The 13,970-nt window shown below is 31.9% G+C and carries 16 protein-coding genes and 5 tRNA genes; 3 read left to right on the top strand and 18 right to left on the bottom strand.

Going from position 1 to position 13,970, the window contains the following annotated elements; all coding sequences use genetic code 4:
* Window positions 1–52: 52 nt before the first annotated feature.
* The 5 genes from ruvB to ACWXVV_RS02425 all read right to left on the bottom strand — a co-directional run bounded on the left by ruvB (window position 53) and on the right by ACWXVV_RS02425 (window position 2,089).
* Window positions 53–994 (bottom strand): Holliday junction branch migration DNA helicase RuvB, encoded by a 942-nt coding sequence (gene ruvB, locus ACWXVV_RS02445; RefSeq protein WP_455984676.1) that lies wholly within the window; start codon window positions 992–994, stop codon window positions 53–55.
* Window positions 975–1,619, bottom strand: coding sequence for a Holliday junction branch migration protein RuvA (gene ruvA / locus ACWXVV_RS02440; RefSeq protein ID WP_438341699.1), 645 nt, complete (start codon window positions 1,617–1,619; stop codon window positions 975–977). Before ruvA ends, ruvB begins: the two co-directional genes overlap by 20 nt.
* Window positions 1,620–1,748: 129 nt before the next feature.
* Window positions 1,749–1,824 (bottom strand) — tRNA-Lys (locus tag ACWXVV_RS02435).
* Window positions 1,825–1,830: 6 nt separating this feature from the next.
* Window positions 1,831–1,917, bottom strand: a tRNA-Leu gene (locus tag ACWXVV_RS02430).
* 88 nt (window positions 1,918–2,005) lie between these two features.
* A tRNA-Leu gene (locus tag ACWXVV_RS02425) sits at window positions 2,006–2,089 on the bottom strand.
* A gap of 50 nt (window positions 2,090–2,139) precedes the next feature.
* Between ACWXVV_RS02425 and ACWXVV_RS02420 the strand changes: the two genes are divergently transcribed.
* Window positions 2,140–2,622 carry a dUTP diphosphatase gene (locus ACWXVV_RS02420; protein WP_438341698.1) on the top strand — a complete coding sequence of 161 codons (483 nt, stop codon included), beginning with the start codon at window positions 2,140–2,142 and terminating at the stop codon, window positions 2,620–2,622.
* Between the two features lie 64 nt (window positions 2,623–2,686).
* On the opposite strand, the gene ACWXVV_RS02415 is transcribed toward ACWXVV_RS02420, so the two are convergent.
* The 8 genes from ACWXVV_RS02415 to infC all read right to left on the bottom strand — a co-directional run bounded on the left by ACWXVV_RS02415 (window position 2,687) and on the right by infC (window position 5,926).
* Window positions 2,687–2,761, bottom strand: a tRNA-Thr gene (locus ACWXVV_RS02415).
* Between the two features lie 50 nt (window positions 2,762–2,811).
* Window positions 2,812–2,888: transfer RNA gene (locus ACWXVV_RS02410), tRNA-Ile, on the bottom strand.
* A 30-nt stretch (window positions 2,889–2,918) separates the two neighbouring features.
* A complete protein-coding gene (rpsI, locus tag ACWXVV_RS02405) occupies window positions 2,919–3,311 on the bottom strand; it encodes a 30S ribosomal protein S9 (protein WP_438341697.1) in 393 nt (130 codons plus the stop codon).
* Window positions 3,311–3,745 carry a 50S ribosomal protein L13 gene (rplM, locus tag ACWXVV_RS02400; RefSeq protein ID WP_438341696.1) on the bottom strand — a complete coding sequence of 145 codons (435 nt, stop codon included), beginning with the start codon at window positions 3,743–3,745 and terminating at the stop codon, window positions 3,311–3,313. The genes rpsI and rplM overlap by 1 nt, the downstream gene beginning before the upstream one ends.
* Before the next feature lie 266 nt (window positions 3,746–4,011).
* Complete coding sequence (locus ACWXVV_RS02395; RefSeq protein WP_455967983.1) at window positions 4,012–4,677, bottom strand: 16S rRNA (uracil(1498)-N(3))-methyltransferase; 666 nt, start codon at window positions 4,675–4,677, stop codon at window positions 4,012–4,014.
* A 65-nt stretch (window positions 4,678–4,742) separates the two neighbouring features.
* Window positions 4,743–5,099 (bottom strand): 50S ribosomal protein L20, encoded by a 357-nt coding sequence (rplT, locus tag ACWXVV_RS02390; RefSeq protein ID WP_438341806.1) that lies wholly within the window; start codon window positions 5,097–5,099, stop codon window positions 4,743–4,745.
* A 10-nt stretch (window positions 5,100–5,109) separates the two neighbouring features.
* Window positions 5,110–5,298: a 50S ribosomal protein L35 gene (gene rpmI, locus ACWXVV_RS02385; protein WP_438341694.1), complete on the bottom strand. Its 189-nt coding sequence runs from the start codon at window positions 5,296–5,298 to the stop codon at window positions 5,110–5,112.
* Entirely contained in the window at window positions 5,279–5,926 is a 648-nt protein-coding gene (infC, locus tag ACWXVV_RS02380) for a translation initiation factor IF-3 (protein WP_455967985.1), read from the bottom strand. Before infC ends, rpmI begins: the two co-directional genes overlap by 20 nt.
* Window positions 5,927–6,117: 191 nt before the next feature.
* Between infC and cdd the strand changes: the two genes are divergently transcribed.
* Both cdd and ACWXVV_RS02370 read left to right on the top strand, forming a co-directional pair.
* Complete coding sequence (gene cdd, locus ACWXVV_RS02375; protein ID WP_455967986.1) at window positions 6,118–6,522, top strand: cytidine deaminase; 405 nt, start codon at window positions 6,118–6,120, stop codon at window positions 6,520–6,522.
* A gap of 10 nt (window positions 6,523–6,532) precedes the next feature.
* Window positions 6,533–7,924 (top strand): hypothetical protein, encoded by a 1,392-nt coding sequence (locus ACWXVV_RS02370; RefSeq protein ID WP_455984675.1) that lies wholly within the window; start codon window positions 6,533–6,535, stop codon window positions 7,922–7,924.
* 41 nt (window positions 7,925–7,965) lie between these two features.
* Here ACWXVV_RS02370 and ACWXVV_RS02365 read toward each other — a convergent pair whose 3' ends face one another.
* The 5 genes from ACWXVV_RS02365 to upp all read right to left on the bottom strand — a co-directional run bounded on the left by ACWXVV_RS02365 (window position 7,966) and on the right by upp (window position 13,967).
* Entirely contained in the window at window positions 7,966–8,748 is a 783-nt protein-coding gene (locus ACWXVV_RS02365; RefSeq protein ID WP_438341690.1) for a methyltransferase, read from the bottom strand.
* 101 nt (window positions 8,749–8,849) lie between these two features.
* On the bottom strand, window positions 8,850–9,743 hold the full coding sequence (gene tsf, locus ACWXVV_RS02360) for a translation elongation factor Ts (RefSeq protein WP_438341689.1): 894 nt from the start codon (window positions 9,741–9,743) through the stop codon (window positions 8,850–8,852).
* A 2-nt stretch (window positions 9,744–9,745) separates the two neighbouring features.
* The gene (gene rpsB, locus ACWXVV_RS02355) at window positions 9,746–10,597 is read right to left on the bottom strand and encodes a 30S ribosomal protein S2 (protein ID WP_455984674.1); all 852 of its coding nucleotides are present in this window, start codon (window positions 10,595–10,597) and stop codon (window positions 9,746–9,748) included.
* Between the two features lie 194 nt (window positions 10,598–10,791).
* Complete coding sequence (gene lon, locus ACWXVV_RS02350; protein ID WP_455978740.1) at window positions 10,792–13,242, bottom strand: endopeptidase La; 2,451 nt, start codon at window positions 13,240–13,242, stop codon at window positions 10,792–10,794.
* An 89-nt stretch (window positions 13,243–13,331) separates the two neighbouring features.
* Window positions 13,332–13,967 (bottom strand): uracil phosphoribosyltransferase, encoded by a 636-nt coding sequence (upp, locus tag ACWXVV_RS02345; RefSeq protein ID WP_455978741.1) that lies wholly within the window; start codon window positions 13,965–13,967, stop codon window positions 13,332–13,334.
* Window positions 13,968–13,970 lie beyond the last annotated feature (3 nt).

Here is a 13,970-nt window from a genome sequence, read left to right as displayed (position 1 = left end):
CTAGAAAGCCAGGTTTTTAATCTATGATTAAACCTTGCTAGAATAATAAAAATTAGATGTATTGACTTATGTAATCAACTCCTTTTGATGTAATCATTCGTCCTCTGAAAGTTTTGATAATAAACTTGTTAGCTAATAAATGCGGTTCAACATCATGCAATATTGTTTGCCTACTTTCACGTAAAAGACTACATATAGCATCCAAAGAAGCAGGTTTTTGGTCAAAAATAGTAACTAACGTTTTTAAATATTGTATCTGTAAATCACTAAAACCTAGACTAAAAACCCCTAAATAATCAAAAGTCTTTTGAACCATTGATTTTGTTATTACATCATGGTTTTCATATAGTGTAAAATCATGACATCTCTTTAATAAATTGTTAGCGATTCTCGGCGTGAAACGAGAATTTTTTGCAATAAAATTAATGGCTTCTGGGTCTATTTTCATATTGGTTTTCAAAGCAGAATTTTCAATTATTTTGCATATTTCAGCGTTACTGTAATTTTTGAGTCTAGCAATGTATCCAAACCTATCTTTAAGTGGTTGAGTGAGAAATTCAAACTTAGTTGTAGCAGCAATTAGACTAAAATTATTAAGTTTTAAACGCATGATTTTTTTGTCACCATCTACACCTAAAACAATATCAATTTTACCTTCTTCCATTGCAGAATACAACAATTCGTGCAAGGTTTTGTTGACAGAATGAATTTCATCAATAAAAATGATGTCGTTTTCTTGAATAGATGAAAACATAGTGATTAAATCACTGCGTTTTTCTAGTAAAGGTCCTTGAACGAAAACTATATTTCTCTTAGTTTCGTTAGCGATAATTGTTGCTAAGGACGTTTTCCCTAATCCTGGCGGACCATAAAAAAGTAAATGATCAATTAGCTTGTGCTGTTTATCTGCTGAATCGATCATAACCTTCAAAGTTTCTTTAATTTTATCTTGCCCGATAAATTCATCGAAAGTACTAATTTTGAATAATTGCATTATTGGCGTGTTTTGATGAAATTACTTTAATTGCTTCTTCAACAGCTTTATCAAGTTCTTGATCAACATTTATTTCTTGCATAGCTTCTTTTATCTGACTATTTCTAAACCCTAAGATACGCAAACTTTTTTCGATGTTATGAGCATTTTCTGAAACAATAGTCTTATTTTCTCCTTTAGTTGCTTCAAACTCATTGTTTTCTGTTTCATCTTCAGGAGTTTTCTTTTGCAAGAATTTTTCATATTTAGGTTGATATTCAAAGATCAGTTGTCTTGCTGAGCGGTTACTTAGATAAGGAATTGAATTCAATTTGTTAATGTTTGCACTAGCAACATATTCAACTACTTTTTCTCAACCTATATTTAGTACTGATAATGCAGTTTTAGGTCCAATTCCTTGTATTGAAAGCAGATCTTCAAAGACTACTAATTCCTTGAAATTTTCAAATCCATACGTTGTTTTAAAGTGTTCTGTCTCGTACTCATGGACAAAAACTTTCATATTTTCGTCTTTTTTAAATCTCTCAACCATTGGAACATAAATTAGTTCTCCAACTCGGTTGTTTTCTAAAATAATGTAATTTTTATTAGTGTGAACAATTTTTCCATATTTATAAATTATCATTTTCGTTTACCTCAACCTAATTAAACAACACAAAAACAACACGGATTGTTAAATGGGAAAAAATGAGAAAAATGTGAGAAAGATACAAAAAAAATAGCCGTGAAGGCTATTTTGGTCAATTTCTTGAAATGGTACGCCCTAGAGGATTCGAACCTCTGACCCAATGGTTAAAAGCCATTTGCTCTACCTGCTGAGCTAAGGGCGCATATCATGGTGCCCAGAACTGGACTTGAACCAGCACGGTGTTGCCACCGAGGGATTTTAAGTCCCTTGCGTCTACCTATTCCGCCACCTGGGCAACTCTGCTTAGATTGCTTTAATATTATACACAAATATAATTTTTTATTTTATAAAAAATAAAAAAGTTTGGTCGCTTTACTGCGCTTTGGTGCCCGTGACTGGACTCGAACCAGCATGAATCTCTTCGGTTGATTTTGAGTCAACTGCGTCTACCATTTCGCCACACGGGCATAACTAATATTATATAGCAAAAATACGTATATCATATATAATAAAATACATGAATTTAGAACATATTTTCGCTGCTCAAAAAGATTTAGATGAAGAATTTAGTAAAAATATTGCTCCAGGTGAGCAAGATTTAAAATTGAAATGTGTAATAGCTTTAATTGTCGAAATTGGTGAATTTGCTAACGAGTTTCAAGAATTTAAATACTGAAAAGTTCACAAAAATATTAACCGTCAAGCACTTTTAGAAGAGTATGCAGACGGAATTCACTTTCTGAGTTCTTTAAGCGCATCTATGCATATTAGTCCTATTATTGAACCATTAGTATTAGCTAAGACATTCAGTCGTCAACTGGCAGAAGTGTATAAAGCAAGTACTAAACTGCTAGATGAATTAAATAGTAAAAATTTAACATATTGCTATAGACTATACTTAGGACTTGCTAAAGTTGCTAATATTAGTGAAGAAGAAATATTAGCCAGTTTTGCGAGAAAGAATCAAATTAATCATCAAAGAGCACACAATAAATATTAAAAAAATCACTCATATACAGTACTTTTTACTGAAAGAGTGATTTTTTATTTTGCCTTTTGACATATGGTGCCACTTACAAGACTCGAACTTGTGATAGATACTTACGAGATACCCGTTTTGCCTGTTAAACTAAAGTGGCACTTTGTAAAAGAAAACAGCCGTTTGGCTGTTTAGGTCAACTTAATGAAATGGTGCGAACGAATGGACTTGAACCATCGACCTCACGATTATCAGTCGTGTGCTCTAACCAGCTGAGCTACGCTCGCATGTAATTGGCGAAACATCGCCAATTTGTATTAACGTTTTGAGAATTGTCTTGCACGACGCGCTTTACGTAATCCGAATTTTTTACGTTCTTTAACTCTAGCGTCACGTGTTAACATTCCTGCTTGTTTTAATGCTGGACGAAAATCTTTATTTACTTCTAATAATGCTCTCGCAATCCCTAGTCTAACAGCTCCAGCCTGTCCACTTAGTCCACCACCGTTAACATTAGCAATAACATCATATTTAGCAGTTGTTTCTGTTAATCCAAATGGTTGAGAAGCATCTTTTAATAGTATATCACTATTTAAGTATTCTCTTGCTTCTTTTCCATTGATTGTGAATTTTCCATTTCCAGGAACTAAGTAAACTCTTGCTACTGAGCTTTTACGACGTCCTAGACCGTAGTATCTTACATCTGCCATTATTTAACCTCTAAAACTTCTGGTTGTTGTGCTTGGTGTGGGTGTTCACTTCCTGCATAAACATATAAGTTATTGAATTGTTTGTGTCCTAATTTGGTGTGTGGTAGCATTCCTTTAACTGCTTTTTCAATTAAAGCAATAGGTTTTTTAGCTCTTAGGTTTTTAGCATTAATTTTCTTTAGCCCTCCAGGGTATCCTGAGTAGCTGTAGTAAATTTTATCTTCTTCTTTTTTTGCTGTCAATTTAACTTTGTCAGCGTTGATAATGATTACATTATCTCCCATATCCACGTTTGGTGTGAATGAAGGTTTATTTTTTCCTCTTAGAATTGATGCCACTTGCGCGCTTAGACGTCCTAAAACTAAGTCTTTAGCGTCAATTAGGTATCATTTTTTTTCAACTTCTAAGTGTTTAACGATTGTAGTTTGACGCATGTGCTTTCCTTATGTAATTTAATTTAAAAAAATAAATGCTTTAACATTATAACAAAAAAAGGTAATTTTGTTAAAATTTTGTAAACTTGTTTAACACTCAAAATGGTGCTAATTTAAAAAATAAATATAGCGCATAAATGATTTATTCATTTCGGGACTAACAAAAGCTTTTTACTCGGAACTATTAGAGCTTTTGTGCGCATTTCGTGAGCTAGAATTTTGCAAAATCTAGTGATTTAATTTTACCAAAAAATCACACTTTTTATCTATTCATCATGTACTTTTGCAATTACATAAAGAGCAGCAGTCTCAGCACGAAGAATTGTTTTAGTTAATTTAATTGATTCAAAACCGGCATGAATAGCTTTATTTACTTCTTCATCACTAAAACCACCTTCAGGTCCAATTAAAAACAATGAAGATGGTAAGAAAAATTTATGTCCTTCGCTTTGATTTTTTTCATGAGCAATATAACGGTGGTCAAAATCTTTAATTGCTAATACATCTTCAAAATTTAACACTGAACTTAATGAAGGTATTTTGTTACGAAATGATTGTTGGCAGGCTTCAAAAATAATTTTCTCAAAGCGTTTTCTTTTGTTTTCAAAATCATCAACCTTCATTTCGCTGTAACGACTTTTGAACGGATAAATATGACTGACACCTAATTCTGTTGCCTTTTGTAAAATTAATTCAAAGTTTTTTCAATTTATTAAACTAACTGCTAAACCAACAGGCTTACTGAACTCATGGTTTAAGTCTAATTTTTCGATAATATAAGCTTTTTGGTCTTCATAGCGGCACTGATAAAATTCATTTTCATAAACGCAAATAAATGTTTTGTTAAATTGTCTAGCAACTCTTAAGTGATGAATAGTTTCCTGGTCTAAAATGAAGTAATTATTTTCTTTTTTATTAACAATAAAGCGCATGTTGTTCCTTTTTTTGTAAAAATTATAATTAAAAAAGTAGCACATTGCTACTTTCAAAGTGAATATTAGTATAAAGCTGCTTTAGCTTTTTCAACGATTTGTTCAAAAGTTTTTGGGTGGTTAATTGCTAGTTCAGAAAGCATTTTTCTATTGATAACCACGTTAGCTTTTTTAAGTCCATCGATTAAACGTGAATATGTTAATCCTAAAGGTCTTGAAGCCGCATTAATACGAGCGATTCATAGTTTTCTGAATTCTCTTTTTACTTGTTTACGGTCTCTAAATGCATATGTTCATGATTTAACAACCGCTTGTTTTGCAACTTTGTAACCGATTGATTTGTGTCCTCAGTATCCTTTAGCTAATTTAATTCATTTTTGTCTTCTAGCTCTTGTAACTGTTCCGCCTTTTACACGCATAATAAGTTCCTTTCTAGATTAATTCTTTAATTCTCTTGTAATCTGATTTTGAAATCATTCCAGATTTACGAGATTGTCTTTTTTGTTTTGTTGATTTATTTTGAGCTAGGTGTGAACGATAAGCTTTTCCACGTTTAACTTTTCCGCTACCAGTGATTTTGATACGTTTAGCTAACGCTTTTTTAGTCTTCATTTTTGGCATCGCTGTTTTCTCCTTTGTTTGAATTTGGTTTCACTTTTTTCTTATCTTTTTCTAAATACATATCTAGAAATTTTTCATTGGTTAGAGTAGGTTCTTTAGTGATTTTAGCAATATCTTCGACTGCTTGGTAAAACTTCATTAAAACTTCTTGACCAATTTCTGGTCTTTGCATTTCTCTACCTCTAAACTTTAGAGAAACTTTTACCCGATCACCATTTAGTAGAAATTCACGAGACTTACGTGCTTTAGTTTGCAAGTCATGATCACCAATCATAGCAGTTAGACGAACCTCACGATTAACTGTGACTGATTGTTTTTCTTTAGCTTGTTTAGCTTTTTTCTTACGGTCGTATTTAAATTTTCCGTAATCAAGAATTTTTGTAATTGGTTTGTTGTCAGCAATTGAAATTAAAACTAAGTCTTTCTTTTCGCTTTTTGCTCTTTCGATTGCTTCATCACGTGACATAACACCAATTTTTTCTCCGTCACTATCTAGAACAAACACCTTCTTGTAAGGAATTTGTTCGTTTAAAACGTGTTCTGATTTTGGTCTTTTGTCTTTATTGTCGTTAGATTGAATAACTATCTCCTTTAAAAATAAAAAAGTGGTATTAATCCACTTCTCCACTACATAAAAAAACATATAGTAGCAACCCGATTTAATAAAACCCAGGTGAGAAATGAATCTTCTTTTTGCTTTGAATGCTTATAAATAATACCACATTTAGTATAAAAATTTGTAAAAATATATTGCCGTCCGAGTCCAAAAAAATTATTAATTAGCCTAATCTAGATTAACCATTTGCTAAAATTTAAAGTATGAAAATAGATTTACAAAAATTACGTCAAAATCTTGACAAAGCTTATGCTCCATACTCAAAATTTCATGTGTCTGCTTTAGCAATTGATGAAAATGATAATCAATACTGAGGAGTCAATTGTGAAAACATTGCTTTTCCATCTGGATTATGTGCTGAAAGAAGTGCACTATTCTCAGCACCAGTACAAGGTGCCAAAGTAGGAACATTCAAAGAAATTCACATTATTTCATCTTCTGAAAAACCAGTATTTCCATGCGCTGGATGTCGTCAAGTAATGTGTGAATTTATGAAACCTGATAGTTTAGTATATTGTTATTCAAATGACACAAAAGAAGTAATGAAATTCAAACTTGAAGAATTAGTACCAAATGCAATCTGACCAACAACTATTAAAGTAGGTTAAACATTAACATATGAAAAAACAATTTAAATTCTTACTGCCTTTAATTACAGTTGCAACTACTTCTTTGCCACTAGTAGCAATAAGTTGTAACAGTACAAATGAAAAAGATCCTGTTAAAGAAGAAAAATGAATTCAACCAGAAAGTGATTTAGTTGATAAAACAGTTGAAGCATCTGAAGATATAAAAATTACAGATAAAAATTTCGCTTGAATCAATGAAATGAAAGAAGACATTAACAAATCTCTTTGAATCAATCCAATCGAAAAACGACGTTTAATTGCCGATATAAATTTAACATCTAGTTCATTACAAACATTACCATTCAACTCTGAACAACTAAAACTATATATGAAGGGAATGGCACTCGGTGAGCTGTCTAGTAACTCAAAACTAATCAAATTTTTATTCGTTGACTGAACACAAACATTTTTTAGTAAGTTCATTACTCATATTTTGAACCCTTTTGAACAAAAGGATGAAGATATAACAAATTGAATAAGCGTTCAAAAAGCCAAAGCAAACAAAGTATCTATTGCACTATCTGAGGATCCTTGAAATTTGGTGAAAATAGGTGACGAAATCTTGATTGAACAACACAAAAACTTAGATGACACAATCAAATTTCTAACTAACAAAAATAAACTTCAAGTAATTACATATCCTGCAGAAAATAAAACTAAAACACTCTTTGCTTTCGATGCTAACAATGAATACATAAATCTTCCACAAAATATGGTTAAGATTGAGAATGGTAAATATATTGTTAGCTATCCTGGTTTAGATAAACCAAATGAAATAGAAATACAAAATCCAACAATACTTAATGTTACAAAAAATAGCAACATTTTAGAACTAAAATCACTTGCGATAAATAATCAAGTAATTTATGGTGGTTTTGATATTAATTTATCTGCTTCTAAAATGTATGATGACAGTATGGTCTTTTTGGATAACAAAGTGATTGATGATGAAGATTATGTTAGTGAGGATGCAAAAATTGAAAATACACAAAATTCTTCAAATAATACTAACAACAATCAAGAAGTTACCATCTTAGCTTCGATGGAAGACTTTGTTAAAAACACTGATTTTACTACTCAAGCAATTATTTATATCAGTAATCCAGCACTAAAAAAAGAATTTATCGACCCCGAAACTAATAAATATATTGATTTCATTGCTTTAGATACTGATTTTAGCAAGCAAGAATACAATGATGAAAAAGTTGCTTACATAACCAGCGAAGTAGAAAATAATGAAGTTGCAAGATTTAGTTTTGCTTTAAAAACGCCTCCTTGCCTTTTGGTTCGTGTTTCAAAGCAATTCGCACTTTCTTACATAGAACACAAAGATGCACAAGTAGCTAAATATTTAGCAAAACAGGATAAACAACAAGCATAATGAAAAGAACAAGAGGCTTTTATCTCCTGTTCTTTTTTTTGTTATTTTTTAGTTTTAATCGGAACGTAAAGTTTTTTAACTTCGTCAGTGTAAACGTGTTGTTTTTTATCTTCGGGATGCAAGTAAATGTTAGGTAAAAATTCAGTCCCTACATTTTTTGTAAACATTGCTTCTATTAAGCAAAATTTAGGAGTAGCACTAACACGTGGAAAGACTAATTGAATTCTTTTTGGTTCAAAACCATGTTTTTTCATTGCTTCAAGGCAGTCTACAAAACGATTAATAGGCAAAACTACAGATAAATATCCATTTTGTTCAATTATTTTTCTTGAACCAGCACATAATTGATCTAAATTTAGATAAATCTCATGAGTAGCAATTTCTTGAAAAGAAGTAGAGGATTTTCTTTTGATGTTTGCATCAACTTTATAGTAAGGGGGATTACAAATTATAAGATCATATTTTTTTGCTAATTTATTGCCCACTCTATAAGCATATTCTTGTGCATAGTCATTAAAATCTGCTTCAATTATGGCAATTTTGTTTTCAAGATTATTCTTTGTTACATTAAAATTGGCAATTTCTACTGCTCTTGGTTGTATTTCGATGGCATCAATTTTGATTTTTTCACTTCTTTGAGCAACGAAAATACTCAAGGCTGCATTGTTAGTTCCTACTTCTAGGATATTTGTTACTGAGCGATTTAAAGTACAAAAATTTCCTAGCAAAATAGTGTCAACTGAGTATGAAAACATCTCCTTATCCTGCATTATTTTTAAACCATCTTGATAACCTAAATTATTTTCTTTTCAACTACTTCTCATAATTATTAATTGTATAGTATTTTTCACTTGTCCAAGTTAAGCACATAGAAAACAAAAAAGATAGAATCAAACGATTCTACCTTAAAAAATATCTTTTTTTATTAAGCAGCTTTCATTTGTTCTGCAACTTCAGCAGCAAAGTCAACTACTTTAACTTCAATACCTTCTCCAACTTCAATACGGAATGATTCAACTAGTGATAGTTGGTTGTCATTTAAATATTGAGCAACAGTTTTTGAGTCTTCCATAACAAATGCTTGGAATAATAAAATTCCTTTTTCATCGTAAGCTTTACGTAATTTACCTTCAAGCATACTTTTTTGCACTTTTTCTGGCAATTTATCTCATTTTGGATTTGATTTAACATCTGCTAAAGCTTCTTCTTCAATTTGAGCTTTTAATTCAGCTGGTAAATCATTTTCTGTATCGTAGTTTGGATTTAAAGCAGCAACGTGCATTGCAACATTACGAGCTGATTCAGCATTTGATCCTTTAACTAAAACAGCTGATGCAATACGATTGTTAGCGTGAGTATAAGCAGCAACTACTTCACCTGCAGCAGGAGTAATTTTAACTACACGACGTAGAGTAATTTTTTCTCCAATTTTTGCCGTTGCATCAGTAACTTTTTGTTCAACAGTTTCTGATCCAATTTTTAATTTCATTACGTCTTCTAGAGTTTCGAAATCATTAGATAGAAAAACGTTTTCGATTTCACTTACTAGAGATTGGAATAATTCATTTTTAGCAACGAAGTCTGTTTCAGAGTTTAATTCAAATAAAACAGCATATTTGTCGTTTTTAGCTGCACGAACAATACCTTCAGCAGCAACTCTTCCTGCTTTTTTAGCGGCTTTAGCTACACCTTTTTCTTGTAGTCAAACAATTGCTTTTTCAATGTCATTGTTTGTTTCTTCTAAAGCTTTTTTACAGTCTAGGAAACCAGCATTGGTACGGTCTCTTAGTTCTTTAATTAATTTTGGTTCTGCGGCCATGATTATTCTCCTTTTGAATTGTTAGGACGACGGAAATTTCTTTTTGGTTGGTCGTTTGCTACTTCTTTTTTAGGATCTTCAGGTAAAACAATAGCATCATCATTTTGGTAAGCAAATAATGCATTTTGTCCTCTTCCTGTTGCAATAGCATCAGCTAGGATTGTTAGGATTAAGGTGATTGATTTTACTGAGTCATCGTTAGATGGGATTCCGAAATCAACTGCATCTGGATCAGCATTTGAGTCTAGAATTCCAAAAACTTTTACACCTTTTTTGTGTGCTTCTTTAATAGCGATTTCATCTGCTAGTGGAGAAGCAACGATCATAACATTAGGGATTTTTTTCATGTGACGAATACCACTTAGGTTTCTTTGTAACTTAGCGATTTTTTTGTCAAAGTTTAATCCTTCTTTTTTGGTGTATCCTACATACCCACCAGCTTGTTTAGCTTCTAGTTCTGATAGTAAGTTAACACTTTTGAAGATTGTATCTGAGTTTGTTAAGGTTCCACCTAATCAACGTTCAGCAACATATGGTGAATTAACTCTTTTTGCTTGTTCTTCAACTGCTTGTTTAGCTTGTTTTTTAGTTCCAACAAAAATGAATGAAGCACCTTTTTGCGCTGCTCTTTGAATCATTTTGTATGCATATTCTAATGATTTTTGAGTTTTAGCAATGTCAATAACGTGAATACCTTGTCTTTTTTGGTATAGGTATGGTTTCATTTTTGGATTTCATGCACTTGCACGGTGTCCAAAATATGTTCCTGCTTCAAGTAGTTTACTTCTTGAAACGATTTCTTTTTGTGCTTCAGCTTGTACTGGAGCTTTTGTTTCTTGATTTTTGTTTTCCATAAATTTTCCTTTGTTTGTCTTCCCAAAATTTCGAAATGATGGAATCATATACGACACAACCATCAAAATCCATTTTGGTGCTTGATGAAATTAATAAAATAGGTACCAACTAGGTTAGTACTTAAATATTTTAGCATAAAAGCCTCGATAACAAAAACCGGCAAGAAAAAATCTAGCCGAAGCTAGATTAGTGATTATTTAAAAATGTAGTCAAAAATTTGTTCGTAATGTTCGACTGGAATAAATTTGATTACTTTTTTAACTTCATCAGGAACATTTACTAAATCTTTTTCGTTTGATTGTGGAATAAAGACAGTGTCGATACCAAATTTTGAAGCTGCTACTGACTTTTCTTTCAGTCCACCAATTGCTAAAACTTTTCCACGCAGTGTAATTTCTCCTGTCATGGCAATTGTGTGTGGTACTGGACGTTTCGACAATGCTGAGATAATCGATGTTGTAAATGTTACTCCAGCACTTGGCCCATCTTTAGGAACTGCCCCTGCAGGTACGTGAATGTGAATGGTGTTGTCATCAAATTTAAAATCAATGCCAAATTTTTCTGCATTAGCTTTAACATATCCTAGAGCAATTTGTGCCGATTCTTGCATAACTTCTTTCAGCGAACCAGTCAATTTGATTCCTTCTTTTCCTTCAAAAGTTGTTACTTCTATTGGGAGTGTTGAACCACCGTATGGAGTTCAAGCAAGTCCATTAACTGTTCCGATTTGTGGTTCTTTATCATTTTTAGACTCATCATATTTGATTGGCCCTAAAAATTCATCAACTGCACTTAAATCTACAACAAATTCGTCTTTTACTTCTTTGTCTAAAATTTTAACAACTATTTTACGACCGATTTTATCTAGTAAACGACTTAGTTCACGAACTCCGCTTTCTAGTGTGTAGTACTTAATGATATAGTTAATCACATCATCGCTAATTTGGTATTGTTTTTCAGTTAATGAGTTAAATTCAAGAACTTTTGGAAGCAAGTGACGCTTAGCAATTTGTAGTTTTTCAATTGATGTGTATGAACTTAATTCAATCAATTCAACCCTATCGATCAATGCCTCAGGAATTGAATCATAGTAGTTTGCTGTCGCAATAAACAACACTTTCGAAAGATCATATTCAACGTCCAAATAGTGATCTTGGAAGTTTACGTTTTGTTCTGGATCTAAAACCTCTAAAAGTGCTGAAGTAGGATCTCCACGATAATCAGCCGACATTTTATCAATTTCGTCTAATAAAACAACTGGGTTTGAAACACCTGCTTTTTTGATGGCATTAATGATTTTTCCAGGCATTGCCCCTACATAAGTACGACGGTGTCCACGAATTTCAGATTCATCTTTTACACCACCTAAACTTACTTTGATGTATGGTCTTTCTAGAGCATTAGCAATTGAACGAACTAAAGTAGTTTTTCCTACCCCTGGAGGACCAATTAGTGTCAAGATTGGCATTGGTCTTACTGCTTCATTTACAAGACTTCCTTCTTTTGAAACAAATAAGTTTTTGTCAATTAGGTGATCTTTATCGTTAGGAATCTTTACATATTCATTTTTATGTTGATTTTGTGCTTTATTGTGATTCATTACAGCAATAAATTCCAAAATTCTTTCTTTTGGTTTCTTTAAACCATAGTGTTGTGAGTCTAAAACTTTTTTTACATTCTCAATGTCTAAATTTTCTGCTTTTACTTTTCTTCAAGGTAAAACTTGTAATAATTCAATATAATTTTTAGCAATATTTGCCTCGGGGCTTGATGGCATCATCTCTTTGATACGTGCTTTTTCTTTGGCAATTGTTGTTTTAACAACATCTGGATAAAGTAGATTTAATTCACTATTTTTGATTGTTTTTTCGTATTGTGTTTCTTCTTCATTACCACCTAGTGAATCTTGAATTATTCTCATTCTTTCACGTAGTAAGTATTCTTTTTGTTGTGAGTCTAATTCATTTCTTAGAGCAGCATCAATTTCTTCATCAATAACATTTAATTGTCTTAGTTTAATAAATCCTGAAATTGCTAACGAAAGTTTTTCAACATAATCGTTTTGTTCAAAAATTTTATATCTATCTTCAAAATCCAGTTTTGAAACTGAACCTAACAAAATATCAGCAAAAGGCATTAAATCTTCAGCTGTATAAATTGTTTCAATTGGCGCTGTAAAAGCTTCTGAACTTTCACTATTGATAACTTTTTGCAATGCTTTTGCAAGTTTTGATAATAATGCTTTAGCTAAATTTAAGTCAGAAACATATTCTCTTACTTCTTCAACAACAGCACTTGCATTAGACATTAATTCAGGACTGTCTTCATTTGATAAAACAGTTAAATCCTTTAGTTCTAAAAGTTTTACTTTTTTAAGTGCTTTGAAGTTTATATCTTTTACTTTTGATTGACCGTTGACTGGTTCTCAAGTTACTACTGTTCCGTATTCTAAATAATCATCAAAAGTTAATTCACCAGTTTTATTTAGACTGCTTGGTTTAATTGGGAAAAGCGCCATTACATTGGCATTATGATCTTCAGCATGTTTTCAAATCGATAGGCTGCGAGTCTTACCAACTTTAATTTTTTTAGTTTCGCCCACTGCAACAAAATCATTTCTTAGTCCGATAAATGGGTATTGCATTCTTGCTCCTTTCTAAGTTGTCCTAATTATAGCATAAATTAGCACTCAACAATGTAATGTGCTAAAAATACAAAAAGCCCAAATTGGGCTTAAAATTTTAAATCCTTGGTTCCAAAAATACGATCACCTGCATCTCCTAAACCTGGAATTATGTACTTTTTATCATTTAGATGTGAATCTTGACATGCTAAGAAGATATCAACATCGCTAAATGAAGAAGTAATCTTTTTAATTCCTTGCTCAACACCAACCAAACAAACTAGTTTAATGTTGCTAAAGCCATCTTTTTTTAGCTCATTGATAGCATCGTAAGCACTTGTTCCGGTTGCTAACATCGGATCAACAACCATTACAACACTGTCTTTGGCAACATCTGGAATTTTGTAGAAATATTTATGAACTTGAAATGTTTTTTCATCGCGATATAAGCCAATATGACCTACTCTTGCCTGTGGAATTAGATTTAAAATTCCATCTACCATCCCTAGTCCTGCTCTTAAAATTGGAACAATAACAATTTCTTTATCTAAAATGTATCCAGTTGTTTGCGTTTCTGTCGGCGTAATGATCGATATTTGTTTAGGTTCGTAATCACGCATTATTTCAAAAACCATTAATGAAGCAATTTCATTAAGATTTTTACGAAATTCTTCATGCGGTGTATCTTTTTGACGCATTGTCGTCAATTTCGTTTTAATAAGCGGGTGATCAAAAATCTTTACCATAAG

It is taken from the genome of Mycoplasma sp. 3392 (genome assembly GCF_053851755.1).
This window is presented reverse-complemented; position numbering and strand designations above follow the sequence as displayed.